This is a genomic window from Paraburkholderia sp. Clong3 (assembly GCF_050436485.1).
Taxonomy (GTDB): domain Bacteria; phylum Pseudomonadota; class Gammaproteobacteria; order Burkholderiales; family Burkholderiaceae; genus Paraburkholderia; species Paraburkholderia tuberum.
On the sequence record NZ_JBNDMH010000002.1, the window covers coordinates 182,312 to 197,597 of the forward strand.

Annotated in this window: 13 protein-coding genes; 11 read left to right on the forward strand and 2 right to left on the reverse strand. The window is 62.6% G+C overall.

The genetic code is table 11. The annotated features are described in order from the left end of the window. Positions 1 to 20: 20 nt before the first annotated feature. On the reverse strand, positions 21 to 548 hold the full coding sequence (locus OKW30_RS05180) for a YhbY family RNA-binding protein (RefSeq protein WP_187628002.1): 528 nt from the start codon (positions 546 to 548) through the stop codon (positions 21 to 23). Positions 549 to 745: 197 nt separating this feature from the next. Here OKW30_RS05180 and OKW30_RS05185 point away from each other — a divergent pair, with 197 nt between their 5' ends. From OKW30_RS05185 to phoR, 11 genes are all read left to right on the forward strand, one after another. Continuing rightward, a complete protein-coding gene (locus OKW30_RS05185) occupies positions 746 to 1,408 on the forward strand; it encodes an RlmE family RNA methyltransferase (RefSeq protein ID WP_184028328.1) in 663 nt (220 codons plus the stop codon). A gap of 190 nt (positions 1,409 to 1,598) precedes the next feature. Next, positions 1,599 to 3,488, forward strand: coding sequence for an ATP-dependent zinc metalloprotease FtsH (ftsH, locus tag OKW30_RS05190; protein WP_018421239.1), 1,890 nt, complete (start codon positions 1,599 to 1,601; stop codon positions 3,486 to 3,488). Positions 3,489 to 3,658: 170 nt separating this feature from the next. Further along, entirely contained in the window at positions 3,659 to 4,471 is an 813-nt protein-coding gene (gene folP / locus OKW30_RS05195; protein WP_184071745.1) for a dihydropteroate synthase, read from the forward strand. Positions 4,472 to 4,500: 29 nt separating this feature from the next. Continuing rightward, a complete protein-coding gene (glmM, locus tag OKW30_RS05200) occupies positions 4,501 to 5,859 on the forward strand; it encodes a phosphoglucosamine mutase (protein WP_187628003.1) in 1,359 nt (452 codons plus the stop codon). A gap of 419 nt (positions 5,860 to 6,278) precedes the next feature. Continuing rightward, positions 6,279 to 7,310 (forward strand): phosphate ABC transporter substrate-binding protein PstS, encoded by a 1,032-nt coding sequence (gene pstS, locus OKW30_RS05205; protein WP_090801106.1) that lies wholly within the window; start codon positions 6,279 to 6,281, stop codon positions 7,308 to 7,310. A 160-nt stretch (positions 7,311 to 7,470) separates the two neighbouring features. Next, positions 7,471 to 8,472, forward strand: a complete 1,002-nt coding sequence (pstC, locus tag OKW30_RS05210) for a phosphate ABC transporter permease PstC (protein WP_184071668.1) — start codon at positions 7,471 to 7,473, stop codon at positions 8,470 to 8,472. After that, positions 8,469 to 9,365, forward strand: a complete 897-nt coding sequence (gene pstA, locus OKW30_RS05215) for a phosphate ABC transporter permease PstA (protein WP_429346168.1) — start codon at positions 8,469 to 8,471, stop codon at positions 9,363 to 9,365. Before pstC ends, pstA begins: the two co-directional genes overlap by 4 nt. Positions 9,366 to 9,381: 16 nt before the next feature. After that, on the forward strand, positions 9,382 to 10,227 hold the full coding sequence (pstB, locus tag OKW30_RS05220; protein ID WP_429346169.1) for a phosphate ABC transporter ATP-binding protein PstB: 846 nt from the start codon (positions 9,382 to 9,384) through the stop codon (positions 10,225 to 10,227). A 28-nt stretch (positions 10,228 to 10,255) separates the two neighbouring features. Beyond that, entirely contained in the window at positions 10,256 to 10,960 is a 705-nt protein-coding gene (gene phoU, locus OKW30_RS05225; protein WP_184028343.1) for a phosphate signaling complex protein PhoU, read from the forward strand. Between the two features lie 26 nt (positions 10,961 to 10,986). Further along, positions 10,987 to 11,688 (forward strand): phosphate regulon transcriptional regulator PhoB, encoded by a 702-nt coding sequence (gene phoB, locus OKW30_RS05230; RefSeq protein ID WP_429346170.1) that lies wholly within the window; start codon positions 10,987 to 10,989, stop codon positions 11,686 to 11,688. 85 nt (positions 11,689 to 11,773) lie between these two features. After that, positions 11,774 to 13,087, forward strand: a complete 1,314-nt coding sequence (gene phoR, locus OKW30_RS05235) for a phosphate regulon sensor histidine kinase PhoR (RefSeq protein ID WP_429346171.1) — start codon at positions 11,774 to 11,776, stop codon at positions 13,085 to 13,087. Between the two features lie 28 nt (positions 13,088 to 13,115). On the opposite strand, the gene ppk1 is transcribed toward phoR, so the two are convergent. Further along, positions 13,116 to 15,179 (reverse strand): polyphosphate kinase 1, encoded by a 2,064-nt coding sequence (gene ppk1, locus OKW30_RS05240; RefSeq protein ID WP_184071676.1) that lies wholly within the window; start codon positions 15,177 to 15,179, stop codon positions 13,116 to 13,118. Between the last annotated feature and the right edge of the window lie 107 nt (positions 15,180 to 15,286).

The window sequence follows — 15,286 nt, forward strand, 5'->3', positions numbered from 1 at the left end:
CACCTTGGGCGCGTGTTCTCTTACTTCGACTGATGCGAACGCTTTGCGCTGGTTTGACGCTTCTTCGCGCGCTTGATGTTGCCGCCCTGCGTCACGCGTTCATTGCCGCGCACCAGCACCGCTTTCGCTCGCGGCTTGCGCATCGGCACATCGGTCGGCTTGGCGACCTTGACGATGCGGGGTGCGCGTCCCTTGGCCGGCCGGGCTTCTTCGGCTGCCGCTTCGCGGGCGCTCGGCAACGCGCCGCGCTTCGCTTTTGCCGCCGGCTGTGCCGATTCTGGCTTCCAGATCACGAGCAGCTTGCCGATATGCTGGATCGGTGCAGCGTTCAGCGCGTCGCAGATTTCTTCGTAGATAGCGATGCGCTCCTCGCGCTCATCGCCGAACACGCGAATTTTGATCAGTTGATGCGCGGCGAGGTGCACTTTGATTTCGGCGAGCACAGCGTCGGTCAAGCCTTCGGCGCCGACGAGCACGACCGGTTTGAGCGCATGTGCCTGGGAGCGCAACTCGGCGCGTTGGTCGGAAGAGACTTTGAGGGCTGGCATGGAAAGTGGAAGACTCGACTAAAATGGCGGCTCCTGCGTTTGCGTCCGATCGCCGAGCGATTCGGGCCACTCGATTCAGCAGGGCGCGCGTCAGAACAACAGAATCGCGGATCGCCGCCAGTCTGGCGGGGGCCGCGCGAATTAACCGCGTATTATCCCCTAAAGCGCGACCCGACGCAGCAATAGTTAAATCTTTAATGGCAAAAAACAAGTTCAATACCGCGTGGCTGCACGACCACATCAACGATCCGTACGTCAAAATGGCGCAGCGGGAAGGTTATCGCGCCCGCGCGGCCTACAAGCTCAAGGAAATCGACGAGCAGGACAAGCTGATCCGTCCCGGGCAGGTGATCGTCGATCTCGGTTCCTCGCCGGGCAGCTGGAGCCAGTACGTGCGCAACAAGCTCGCGGGCGGCTCGCAGCGCAACGCGGAGCGCGAAGGTGGCATCGACGGCACGATCATCGCTTTGGACATTCTGCCAATGGAGCCGGTGGCCGACGTGCACTTCATCCAGGGCGATTTCCGCGAAGACTCGGTGCTGGTCCAGCTCGAAGAATTGGTCGGTGCGCGCCAGGTAGACCTTGTAATTTCGGATATGGCGCCCAACCTGTCGGGCGTGGCGATCGCGGATGCGGCGCGGATCGAGCATTTATGCGATCTCGCGCTCGAATTCGCGCAAAATCACCTGAAGCCGGATGGTGCCCTTTTAGTCAAATGCTTTCACGGCAGCGGATACAGTCAGATTGTCGAAAAGTTCAAACGCCAATTCAAGGTGGTGGCGGCCCGCAAGCCGAAGGCGTCGCGGGATAAATCGTCAGAAACATTTATTTTGGGTAAGCATCTGAAGCGTCCCGCATAGGGATGCGGCGAGCCGGTTCCATCTCTGCCAATAATGAGCCCGATGCGTCCGGAGACGGGCGTCAAGCCGGCCCGCTACCCTATTTCCGTGGTAGTGAAACGTTATGGCAGGGGGCTGCGGACTGGATTAGAATGCTTTCGTGGTGCCGCAAGGCAAATGTAGGCGCCCGTCTAAGTGAAGGAGTGGTGCTTTGAACAACAATATGTTTTCGAAAGCAGCAGTGTGGCTGGTGATCGCACTGGTGCTGTTTACGGTGTTCAAGCAGTTCGACAAGCCCCGTGTCCAGGAAGGCGTTTCCTATTCGCAGTTCATGGACGACGCGAAGAACGGCAAAGTCAAGAACGTCATTGTCCAGGGGCGGAACCTCACGGTCACTCCAGCAGACGGCCAGAAGTACCAGATCGTGTCGCCCGGCGACATCTGGATGGTCGGCGATCTGATGAAGTATGGCGTACAGGTGAGCGGCAAGGCTGACGACGAACCCAATGCACTGATGTCCGTGCTGTATTACCTCGGACCGACGATCCTGATCATCGGTTTCTGGTTTTATATGATGCGACAGATGCAGGGGGGCGGCAAAGGCGGGGCCTTCTCGTTTGGCAAGTCGCGCGCGCGGCTGATCGACGAGAACAACAACGCAATCAATTTCACCGACGTCGCCGGTTGCGACGAAGCCAAGGAAGAAGTGTCGGAACTCGTCGACTTCCTGCGCGATCCGCAGAAATTCCAGAAGCTCGGTGGTCGTATTCCGCGCGGCGTGCTGCTCGTTGGCCCGCCGGGAACCGGTAAGACGCTGCTCGCGCGCGCCATCGCCGGCGAGGCGAAGGTGCCGTTCTTCAGCATTTCAGGTTCAGATTTCGTGGAAATGTTCGTCGGCGTCGGCGCGGCCCGCGTGCGCGACATGTTCGAGCAGGCCAAGAAGCACGCGCCGTGTATCGTGTTCATCGACGAAATCGACGCGGTCGGCCGTCATCGAGGCGCCGGCATGGGCGGCGGCAACGACGAGCGCGAACAGACGCTGAACCAGATGCTCGTCGAAATGGACGGCTTCGAGGCGAACTCGGGCGTCATCGTGATCGCCGCGACGAACCGTTCGGATGTGCTCGACAAGGCGCTGTTGCGTCCGGGCCGTTTCGACCGTCAGGTGTACGTGGGTCTGCCCGATATTCGCGGCCGCGAGCACATCATGAAGGTGCACCTACGCAAGGTGCCGATCTCGAACGACGTCGATGCGGCAGTGATCGCGCGCGGCACGCCCGGTTTCTCGGGCGCAGATCTCGCAAACCTCGTCAACGAAGCAGCACTGTTCGCGGCGCGCCGCGGCAAGCGCATCGTCGAAATGACGGACTTCGAGGATGCGAAGGACAAGATCTTCATGGGTCCAGAGCGCAAGTCGGCTGTGATCCGCGAAGAATCGAAGCGTGCTACCGCGTATCACGAATCGGGTCATGCGGTGATCGCGAAGCTGTTGCCGAAGGCCGATCCGGTGCACAAGGTCACGATCATTCCGCGCGGCCGTGCGCTGGGCGTCACATGGCAGTTGCCGGAGCATGACAACGAAACGTACTCGAAGGAATATCTGCTCGACCGTCTTGCCATCCTGTTCGGTGGCCGCGTCGCGGAAGAGCTGTTCCTGAACCTGATCAGCACCGGTGCGTCGGACGACTTCAACAAGGCGACGCAGACGGCTCGCGCAATGGTTGCCCGCTTCGGCATGACGGATGCGCTCGGACCGATGGTCTATGTCGACGACGAGAACGACGCTTCGCCGTTCGGCCGAGGCTTCACGCGGACCATTTCGGAAGCGACGCAGCAGAAGGTCGACGCGGAAATCCGTCATGTGCTGGACGAGCAGTACAATCTCGCACGGCGCCTGCTCGAAGAGAACCGCGACAAGGTCGAGGCGATGACCGCCGCACTGATGGAGTGGGAGACGATCGACGCCGATCAGATCAACGACATCATGGCAGGCCGTCCGCCGCGTTCGCCGAAGAGCTCGCCGCCGTCGGCAAGCGACGCCTCGTCGGGCGGCAGCCCGGGCACCGAAGTCAAGCCGGGCAGCGCAACCGCGCCGGCCTGATCGGCAGCCAGTAGAAAGTGCGGGCCGGTGTGCTACACACCGGCCCGTTTTGCATTTATCCGTTCCAAGTGAAGCATTGCTACGTGTCGAAAGTCGATTCCTCTTCCGCACCCCTTCCAGAGCCGCTGCAGTGTGGCCGCTTCAAGCTGACGTTCGAACGCCCGTTGGTCATGGGCATCCTGAACGTCACTCCCGATTCCTTTTCCGATGGCGGCAAGTTCGCGACGCGCGGCGATGCGCTGCGCCAGGCCGAGCGCATGATGCTTGAGGGCGCGGACATCATCGATATCGGCGGGGAATCGACGCGTCCTGGCGCGCCGCCGGTGCCGCTCGACGAAGAGCTGGAGCGCGTGTTGCCGCTCGTCGAGCAACTGCGTGGCGCGAACGTGCCATTGTCGGTTGATACGTACAAGCCGGAAGTGATGCGTTATGCGTTGAACGCGGGCGCCGACCTGATCAACGACATCTGGGGCTTCCGCATGCCCGGCGCGATCGACGCGGTGCGCGACAGCGACTGCGGCCTTTGTGTCATGCATATGCTAGGTGAGCCGCAGACCATGCAGCTGGGCGAGCCGCACTATGACGACGTCGTCGGCGAAGTGCGCCACTTCCTCGAGGAGCGTGTCGCGACGTTGCAGCAGGCGGGGATTGCGCGCGAGCGTATCAGCGTCGATCCGGGTTTCGGCTTCGGCAAGGTCGTCGTCGAGCATAACTACGCGCTGCTCGCGCATCTGCGCGACACGGCTCCGCGCGCCGCTTCGCCGTATCCGATTCTTGCGGGCATGTCGCGCAAGTCGATGGTTGGCGCGGTGACGGGGCGGCCGGCGCCGGAGCGCGTGGCCGGCAGCATCGCCGCGGCGGTGTGCGCGGCCGAACGGGGCGCCGCGATTCTGCGCGTACACGACGTCGCGCAAACAGTCGATGCATTGAAAGTATGGGCAACCCTGCGCGACGCGGACAAGCAGAGCCGCGCGCACGGTTGAACCCGCAGCCACGGACAGGGAGAACAAACATGGCACGTCGTTACTTCGGAACGGACGGCATTCGAGGCAAGGTCGGCGAAGGCCCGATCACGCCGGAATTCGTGTTGCGGCTCGGCTATGCGGCCGGCAAGGTGCTCGCGGGCGCCGATCAATGGGCGAAAACAGGCACCCGTCCGACCGTGCTGATCGGCAAGGACACGCGGGTGTCGGGCTACATGCTCGAAGCCGCGCTCGAATCGGGCTTCTCGGCCGCCGGCGTCGACGTGATGCTGGCCGGCCCGATGCCGACACCCGGCATCGCCTATCTGACGCGCGCACTGCGGCTTGGCGCGGGTGTCGTGATCAGCGCATCGCACAACCCGTACTACGACAACGGCATCAAGTTCTTCTCGGCCGACGGCAACAAGCTGCCGGACGACGTCGAGGCGCAGATCGAGGAGCAGCTCGAACTGCCGCTCGCGTGCGCGGCCTCCGAGCAACTGGGCAAAGCGCGCCGTCTCGATGACGCAGGTGGCCGCTACATCGAGTTCTGCAAGAGCACATTCCCGGCCGCGTACGACCTGCGCGGCATGAAGCTCGTCGTCGATTGCGCGCATGGCGCCGCGTACGACGTCGCGCCGCACGTGTTCCATGAGCTCGGCGCGGAAGTGATCCCGATCGGCGTCTCGCCGAACGGCTTCAATATCAACGACGGCGTCGGCGCGACCGCGCCGGATGCGCTGGTTCGCGCGGTGCGCGCGAACCACGCGGACCTCGGTATCGCGCTCGATGGCGACGCCGACCGTCTGCAGGTCGTCGACGAGTCCGGCCGCCTTTTCAACGGCGATGAGCTGTTGTACGTGCTGGTCAAGGACCGTATGGCGACCGCCGGCCACGTGGAAGGAGCGGTCGGCACGCTAATGACCAACATGGCCGTGGAGGTCGCGCTGCAGAATGCCGGCGTCAAGTTCGTGCGCGCCGCGGTCGGCGACCGCTATGTGCTCGAACAGCTTCGCGAGCACGGCTGGCAGCTCGGCGCCGAAGGTTCGGGCCACATTCTGTCACTCGATCGCCATTCGACCGGCGACGGCATCGTGTCCGCTCTGCTCGTGCTGGCGGCGATGCAGCGCAGCGGCAAATCGCTCGCGGATCTGCTCGACGGTGTCACCCTGTTTCCGCAGAAGCTGATCAACGTACGCATGAAGCCCGGCTCGGACTGGAAGGGCAGCGAGACGATCCGCAGTGCGATCAAGGTGGCCGAAGGCGCGCTCGACGGCCGCGGCCGCGTGCTAATTCGCGCGTCGGGCACCGAGCCGGTACTGCGCGTGATGGTGGAGGCGCAGAACGTCGCGGACGCGCTCGAGCATTCTGAAGCGATTGCCGAAGCCGTGCGGGTAGCGACGGCCTGATCGATTCCCGAGTCGACGGCGGGCGGTGGCGACCGCTTGCCGCCTGCCTGAGCGTCGCAAGCAGAAGATTCAGCGGGCTCCATAAACTGCGTGGCCGGGCTTTCACACCCAACGAAGGCTCATTCCTCACCCCATCGAATCCCACTCCGCAGCCGCCAAAAGGACGGCACATCCCGCACAAAAACGACCTCCGCGCGCAGCGCAAACGTTCGCGCCCCATCTTTTTCGTCTACCCTGAAAAATGCGATGCAACGGGCATCGGCACAGCGGCAATTCGGCGGCTTCGGCACCTTTCACGGGGTAATATGACTGTCACATCTGATTCATTATCAGTCACGTTTTTGTCATAAAGAGACCCTAAGCTTCGCGGTGTTCGAGTTTCACGCTCACACCACACGCTCACACCCCTTGGAGGTCTCATGAAATTGATGCAAACCGTGTTCGCTGGCGTCGCTGGCGCGCTCTTCGCAATCGCAGCGCAAGCCGCAGACATCACCGGCGCGGGCAGCACGTTCGCGGCACCGATTTACACGAAGTGGGCCGACGCTTATCAGAAGACCGGCGGCGGCAAGGTTAACTACCAAGGCATCGGTTCTTCGGGCGGCATCAAGCAGATCGAGGCGAAGACCGTCGATTTCGCAGGGTCGGACGCTCCGCTGAAGGACGACGAACTCGCGAAGGCAGGCCTGTTCCAGTTCCCGACGGTGGTCGGCGGCGTGGTGCCGGCAGTCAACGTGCCGGGCGTCAAGCCGGGCGAACTGGTGCTGTCGGGTGAAGTACTCGGCGACATCTACCTGGGCAAGATCAAGAAGTGGAACGACCCGGCAATCGTCGCGCTGAACCCGAAGGTCAAGCTGCCGGATCTGGACATCGCCGTGGTGCGCCGCGCCGACGGTTCGGGCACCAGCTTCATCTGGACGAACTACCTGTCGAAGGTCAACCCGGAATGGAAGACGAAGGTCGGTGAAGGTGCGACGGTCAACTGGCCGACCGGCACGGGCGGCAAGGGCAACGACGGCGTCGCGGCTTTCGTGCAGCGTCTGCCGGGCGCGATCGGTTACGTCGAATGGGCGTACGCCAAGCAGAACCACATGAACTACGTCGCGATGAAGAACGAATCCGGCGCGGTGGTTCAGCCGGAGACCGACACGTTCAAGGCAGCGGCGGCCGGCGCCGACTGGTCGAAGTCGTTCTATCAGATTCTGACGAACGAGCCGGGCAAGAACGCATGGCCGATCGTCGGCGCGACGTTCGTGCTGCTGCACACGACGCAGGACAAGGCACCGCAAGGCGCGGAAACGCTGAAGTTCTTCGACTGGGCGTTCAAGAACGGCGGCCAGGCTGCGAACGATCTGGACTACATCTCGCTGCCGCAGTCGGTCGTCTCGGAAATCCGCACGCAGTGGAAGCAGAAGATCAAGGATTCGGCAGGCAAGACGCTCGACGAGTAACAGGCGTAAGCTGGCGCGGTCGATCTGGGCCGCGCCCTGTAGCACCCCGGCCGTCCTCGTGCGAGGACGGCCTGTGACTTTCACGCGGCATGCGCCGCATGCATCACCGACCGCCCGACATGTGTCGTCCGGCAACTGGAAACAGGTCCCTCAGGCTCTCATGTCCGATATTCATTTAGGGTCCGGCACGAGCCGGGCCACTCCGCCTGGCAGCGCGTCGCAGCAGAAAGCGCCTGGCCGCTCGGGCGATGTGATCTTCGGCGGCCTCGCACGCCTTTCCGCCATCGTCACGCTGCTGCTGCTCGGCGGCATCATCGTGTCGCTGATCGTCGCCTCGATGCCGTCGATTCGCGAGTTCGGTCTCGCGTTCCTGTGGACGGCGGTGTGGGATCCACCCAGCAAGCAATTTGGCGCGCTCGTGCCGATCTACGGCACTCTCGCGACGTCGATCATCGCTCTGCTCATCGCGGTGCCCGTCAGCTTCGGTATCGCGCTGTTTCTGACTGAACTGTCGCCCGCGTGGCTGCGCCGGCCGCTCGGCATCGCGATCGAGCTGCTCGCCGCGATTCCGTCGATCGTGTACGGCATGTGGGGTCTGCTCGTGTTCGCGCCGATCTTCGCGGTGTGGTTCCAGAAGCCGCTAGGCGCGGTGCTCGGCGGCATTCCGATCGTCGGCGCGCTGTTCGCCGGTCCGCCGATCGGCATCGGCATTCTGTGCGCGGGCGTGATCCTTGCGATCATGATCATCCCGTACATCGCAGCGGTGATGCGCGACGTGTTCGAAGTCACGCCGGTGCTGCTGAAGGAATCGGCGTACGGTATCGGCTGCACGACGTGGGAAGTGATGTGGAAGATCGTGCTGCCGTTCACGAAGAGCGGTGTGATCGGCGGCGTCATGCTCGGTCTCGGCCGCGCGCTGGGTGAGACGATGGCGGTCACGTTCGTAATCGGCAACACCAACCTGCTCGACAATATTTCGCTGTTTTCGCCGGGCAACAGCATCACCTCGGCGCTCGCCAATGAGTTCGCGGAAGCGGAGCCGGGCCTGCATACGTCGGCGCTAATGGAACTCGGCCTGATCCTGTTCGTGATTACATTCATCGTGCTGGCGATTTCGAAAATCATGCTGCTGCGTCTTGAGAAAGGGGAGGGCGCGAAATGAGCGGGCCGTCCCTGAACATGCCGGGTCTGAAGGACCCCGCGACGCTCGAAACGATGCGCGTGCGCCTGCAAGGACGCCGTCGCATGACGAACGCGCTCGCGCTGACGATGTCGCTCGCGGCGATGGCGTTCGGTCTCTTGTGGCTCGTGTGGATTCTCTATACGACGCTGCGTCTCGGTATCGGCGGTCTGTCGGTCGAGCTGTTCACGCAGTCGACGCCGCCGCCGAACACCGACGGCGGCGGTCTCGCCAACGCGATCGTCGGCAGCGTGATGCTGGTAGGGCTCGCAACGCTCGTCGGCACGCCGATCGGCATCATGGCGGGCGTCTATCTCGCCGAATACGGCCAGAAGGGCTGGCTCGCGAACCTCACGCGCTTCATCAACGACATCCTGCTGTCGGCGCCGTCGATCGTGATCGGTCTGTTCGTCTACGCGCTCGTCGTCGTGAAGATGGGCCACTTCAGCGGCTGGGCCGGCGTGCTCTCGCTCGCGCTGCTGCAGATTCCGATCGTGATTCGCACGACCGAAAACATGCTGAAACTCGTGCCGAGCGCGATGCGTGAAGCCGCGTTCGCGCTCGGCACGCCGAAGTGGAAGATGGTGCTGTCGATCACGCTGAAGGCGTCGATTGCGGGCATCGTCACCGGTGTGCTGCTCGGGGTCGCGCGGATTGCCGGCGAAACCGCGCCGCTCCTCTTCACCGCGTTGTCGAACCAGTTCTTCTCGGTCGATATGGGCCAGCCGGTCGCGAACCTGCCGGTCACGATCTACAAGTTTGCGATGAGCCCGTTCGCGCAGTGGCAATCTCTCGCGTGGGCCGGCGTCTTCCTGATCACGCTCGCGGTGCTGGGACTGAACATCCTCGCGCGCGCGATCTTCTCGAACAAGTAAGGGCGGAGTGAATCCGATGAACATGGCAGAAACTCAACTCAATCCGATCGGGCATGCCGCGCCCGCGGGCTCCGACCCCGAAAGCAGCGCTCACGCACAAACGCCGTCGCATCCGAAGATCGAGGTCAAGGACCTCAACTTCTTCTACGGCAAGTATCACGCGCTGAAGAACATCAATCTGCAGATTCCCGAAGGCAAGGTGACCGCGTTCATCGGCCCGTCGGGCTGCGGCAAGTCCACGCTGCTGCGTACCTTCAACAAGATGTACGCGCTCTACCCGGAGCAGCGCGCGGAAGGCGAAATCGTGATGGACGGCGAAAACCTGCTGACCGTGCGCCAGGACATTTCGCTGCTGCGCGCGCGCATCGGCATGGTGTTCCAGAAGCCGACGCCGTTCCCGATGTCGATCTACGACAACATCGCGTTCGGCGTGAAGATGTTCGAGAAGCTGTCGCGCTCGGAAATGGACGATCGCGTCGAATGGGCGCTGACCAAGGCGGCGCTGTGGAACGAAGCGAAGGACAAGCTCGGCCAGAGCGGCTACGGTTTGTCGGGCGGCCAGCAGCAGCGTCTGTGCATCGCGCGCGGTATTGCAATTCGCCCCGAAGTGCTGCTGCTCGACGAGCCCTGCTCGGCGCTCGACCCGATTTCGACGGGCCGTATCGAAGAGCTGATCGCTGAACTCAAGAGCGACTACACGGTGGTGATCGTCACGCACAACATGCAGCAGGCGGCCCGCTGTTCGGACTACACTGCCTATATGTACCTCGGCGAACTGATCGAATTCGGCGACACCGAAAAGATCTTCATCAAGCCGGTCCGCAAGGAAACCGAGGACTACATCACTGGCCGCTTCGGCTAATCCGCCGGGCAATACAACGGAGTACGACATGTCGGATAAACATCTGTCCAGCCAGTTCGACGCCGACCTGAACCTCGTTTCGTCGAAGGTGCTCGAAATGGGCGGTCTCGTCGAATCGCAGATCGTCAACGCGATGCAGGCGCTCAACGAATTCGACCTCGACATCGCCGAGCAGGTGATCGTCGCCGAAGACCGTCTGAACAAGATGGAAGTCGAGATCGACGAAGAGTGCAGCAACATCATCGCGCGCCGTCAGCCGGCCGCGCGCGATCTGCGCTTGCTGATCGCGATCTCGAAGACCATCACGAACCTCGAGCGCGCCGGCGACGAAGCCGAAAAGATCGCGAAGCGCACCAAGCGTCTGATGGAAGACGGCGCATCGCGCACCATCAACATCGCCGAGATCAAGCTGTCGGGCGAAATGGCCGTGTCGATCCTGCGCCGTGCGCTGGACGCGTTCGCGCGTCTGGACACGGTCGCCGCCGCGCAGATCGTGCGCGACGACAAGGCGATCGACGAGGAATTCCGCGCGTTCGTGCGCAAGCTGATTTCGTATATGACGGAAGATCCGCGTTCGATCTCGGTGGGCCTCGACTTCCTGTTCATCGCCAAGGCAATCGAGCGGATCGGCGACCACGCGAAGAACATCGCGGAATTCATCATCTACATCGTCAAGGGTACCGACGTGCGGCACCAGTCGCGCGACACGCTCGAACGCGAAGCGCTCAGCTAATCCAGAGATAAGGAACAGAGGTGCCGATGCCCAGCAGCATTCTCGTCATTGAAGATGAGCCCGCCATTTCCGAACTGATTTCGGTCAATCTTCAACACGCCGGGCACTGCCCGATTCGCGCGTACAACGCGGAGCAGGCGCACAACCTGATCAGCGACGTACTGCCCGATCTCGTGCTGCTCGACTGGATGTTGCCGGGTAAATCGGGTATTTCGTTCGCGCGCGATCTGCGCAACAACGAGCGTACGAAGCATATCCCGATCATCATGCTGACCGCGCGAGGCGACGAGCAGGACAAGGTGCTCGGCCTCGAGATCGGCGCCGACGACTACGTGACGAAGCCGTTCTCGCCGAAGGAACTGATGGCGCGCATCAAGGCGGTGCTGCGCCGCCGCGCGCCGCAGCTGACCGAAGACGTGGTCGCAATCAACGGCCTGAGGCTCGATCCGGCCACGCACCGCGTCGCCGCGCATGCGGAAGGCAGCGAGATCAAGCTCGATCTCGGCCCGACCGAATTCCGTCTGCTGCACTTCTTCATGACTCACCCGGAGCGCGTGCACAGCCGCACGCAACTGCTCGATCAGGTGTGGGGCGATCACGTGTTCGTCGAAGAGCGGACCGTCGACGTGCATATCAAGCGTCTGCGCGCGGCACTCAAGCCGGCCGGGTGCGATGCTATGATTGAAACGGTACGCGGCAGCGGTTACCGGCTGGCGAAGAGCGCCTGATAGCCGTCGGCGGCGCGCTGCATCACATGGCGCTGTGTCGCCGTACCTCCCTCCTGCGCTGTATTTTCTCTTCGATCGCTAGACCATGAACATCATCTGGGCGCGCTCCATCGTGTCGGTCGTGCTGCTTGCTGTTCTGTGCGCGGTGGTCGGCGCACTGCTGAACGTCAAGGCAGGGCTCGCTCTCGCCATCGTCCTGCTGCTCGCACAGAGCGTCTTCAGTACCTTCCACAAGCAGCGTCTGTGGCGTCTGCTCGACGCGCCGGTGTACGGCGAAGTGCCGAGCGCCCCCGGCATCTGGGGCGAAATCTATTACCGTCTGCACAAGCTCGCGAAGCGCTGGCATGCCCAGGTGCGCCAGGTCGAGCAGCAGCATTCGCGTTTCATCCAGGCGATCCAGGCGTCGCCTAACGGTGTCGCGATGCTCGACGATCATGATCAGATCGAGTGGTGCAACGCAATTTCCGAAAGCCACTTTGGGCTCGATGCGAAGCGCGATCTGCGTCAGCACATCACGCATCTGGTGCGTCATCCGGATTTCGTGCGCTATCTGAATTCGCATCGGTACGAAGAAATGCTGATCATGCGCGGCATGGGCGACAAGCGCCAGAACGTGCTGTCGGTGCAGGTGTTTCCTTACGGCGACAATCGCAAGCTCGTGCTGTCGCAGGACATCACCGAGCTCGAGCGCACCGACGCGATGCGGCGTGACTTCGTCGCCAACGTGTCGCACGAATTGAAAACGCCGCTCACCGTGTTGTCCGGCTTTCTCGAGACGATGCGCGAGCTGCCGTTGGGCGAAGCCGAGCGCGCGCGTTATCTCGAGCTGATGGAGCAGCAGGCGTCGCGCATGCGTCATATCGTCAGCGATCTGCTCGTGCTCGCGACGCTCGAAGGCGACAACAAGCCACCGAGCGATCAGATGATCGACATGCGCGCGGTGTTGCGGCATTTGCATGACGACGCGCAGAGCCTGTCCAGCGATCATCACAAGATCGTCTTCGATGCCGACGAAGCGCTGACCGTCACCGGCGTCGAAACCGAGATTTTCAGCGCATTCGGCAATCTGGTGACGAACGCGATCCGCTACACGCCGGACGGCGGCTCGATCAAGATTAACTGGCGTGCGCAGGGTGGCCATGCGGTGTTCTCGGTCACCGATAGCGGCCTCGGCATTCCGGCCGCCGATATCCCGCGGCTCACCGAGCGCTTCTATCGCGTCGATCGCAGCCGTTCGCGCGACACGGGCGGCACCGGGCTCGGTCTCGCGATCGTCAAGCACGTACTGCAACGGCACGATGCGCAACTCGACGTGAAGAGCGAAGAAGGGCGCGGCAGCACGTTCACGGTGCGCTTTCCGGTGTATCGGACGGCGCGCTGTCAAACCGCACAGGTTTGAGCGCGGCAGTCACCCGAAACGCGGACGACTACGAACAGAACTTGCCGAGCAGACTCATCTGAGCATTGCGCGACGCCTTGCCCGGCCGGCGCCGGCGATAGTGACCGTCGCTCTGCATCAACCAGGCCGACTGGTTGTCGCCGAGAAACGCCGACAGCCCTTCCGCGATCACGCGCCGCTTCAGTCGCCGGTTGTTGACCGGGAATGCGACTTCGACGCGCCGGAACAGATTGCGATCCATCCAGTCGGCGCTCGACAGATAGACCTGTTCCTTGCCGCCGTCGTAGAAGTAGTAGATGCGATGGTGTTCGAGAAAGCGCCCGACGATCGAGCGCACCGTGATGTTCTCGGAGAGCCCTTGCACGCCCGGCTGCAGCGAGCACACGCCGCGCACGATCAGATCGATCTTCACGCCGGCCTGCGATGCTTCGTACAGCTCGGCGATCACCGTCGGCTCGAGCAGCGCGTTCATCTTCGCGACGATGCGCGCCTTCTTGCCCGCGCGCGCATGCTCGGCTTCCTTGCGGATCGCGTCGACGAGCTTCGGATGCAGCGTGAACGGCGACTGCCACAGCTCGTGCAGCTTCAGCTCGCCGCCGATGCCGGTGAGCTGCTGGAACACATGGTGCACGTCCTCGCAGATCTTCTGATCGGCGGTCATCAGACCGAAATCGGTATAGAGGCGCGCGGTGCGCGGGTGATAGTTGCCCGTGCCTAGGTGCACGTAGCGCTTCAGGCTCGACTTGCCGCCCGCCGACACGCGTCGCACGATCAGCATCATCTTCGCGTGGCACTTGTGGCCGACTACGCCGTAGACCACGTGCGCGCCGACCGCTTCGAGCTGCGAGGCCCAGTTGATGTTGGTTTCCTCGTCGAAGCGCGCGAGCAGCTCGACGACCACCGTGACTTCCTTGCCGTTGCGCGCGGCCTGCATCAGCGCATCCATCAGCGGCGAGTCGGTGCCGGTCCGATAGATGGTCTGCTTGATCGCGACCACGTTCGGGTCCTTGGCCGCCTGCAACAGCAGCTCGAGCACCGGCTGGAAGCTCTCGTACGGATGATGCAGCAGCACGTCGCCCTGATCGATCACGTCGAACATGCTCGCGCTGTTGGCGATCTGCCTCGGCGTCGACGGAATGTGCGGCACGAACTTCAGATCGGGCCGGTCGACCATCTCGGGCAGCTGCATCAGCCGCACCAGATTGACGGGGCCGTTCACGTAGTAGCAGTCCTTGTTCGACAGACCGCTTTCGTCGAGCAGGCGCCGCACCACATGCGAGGGCGTTTCCGCCGACACTTCGAGCCGCACCGCATTGCCCAGATGCCGCGCCGGCAGTTCGCCCTGCAACGCGACGCGCAGATTGGTGATTTCGTCTTCGTCGACGAACAGCTCGCTGTTGCGCGTGATGCGAAACTGATTGCAGCTGCGCACGAAGAGATTCGGAAACAGCTCGCCGACAAAGTGTTGGAGCAGCGAGCTCAGCAGCACGAAGCCATGCGGATAACCCGACAGCTCCTGCGGCATGCGCACGAGTCGCGGCAGCGCGCGCGGCGCCTGCACGATGCCCATCATCGCCTGACGGCCGAACGCGTCCTTGCCCTCGAGCTCGACGACGAAGTTCAGGCTCTTGTTCAGCACGCGCGGAAACGGATGCGCGGGGTCGAGACCGATCGGCGTGAGCACCGGCAGCAGTTCGTTGAAGAAGTAGTTGCGCGCCCATTCGGTCTGCGCGTCGCTCCAGGCTTCGTTGCCGTGGAAATAGATGCCTTCCTGTTCGAGCGCGGTGAGCACCGTGTCGTGCAGCATCGTGTACTGGCGATGCACGAGCTTCTGCGCACGTTCGACCACGAGGTCGTACATGTGAAGCAGCGACATGCCGTCGGGCGACAATGCGCCGGGGTTGTCGCCCATCTGTTCCTGAAGCCCGGCCATGCGGACTTCGAAGAATTCGTCGAGGTTGCTACTGGTGATGCAGATAAAGCGGAGACGTTCGAGCAAAGGGACGGCGGGATCGGCGGCTTGCGCCAACACACGCTCGTTGAAACCCAGAATGCCCAGCTCGCGATTCAATAGGGGATAGCGGACGGACATCGGCGGCGAGATTGGAATATCTGAAATGGAGACGGAAAGACGCTCGGAACTTCTCACGGTTTGATGACGCCATGATGACATCGGCGATTTTTTAACATTTTATGCCG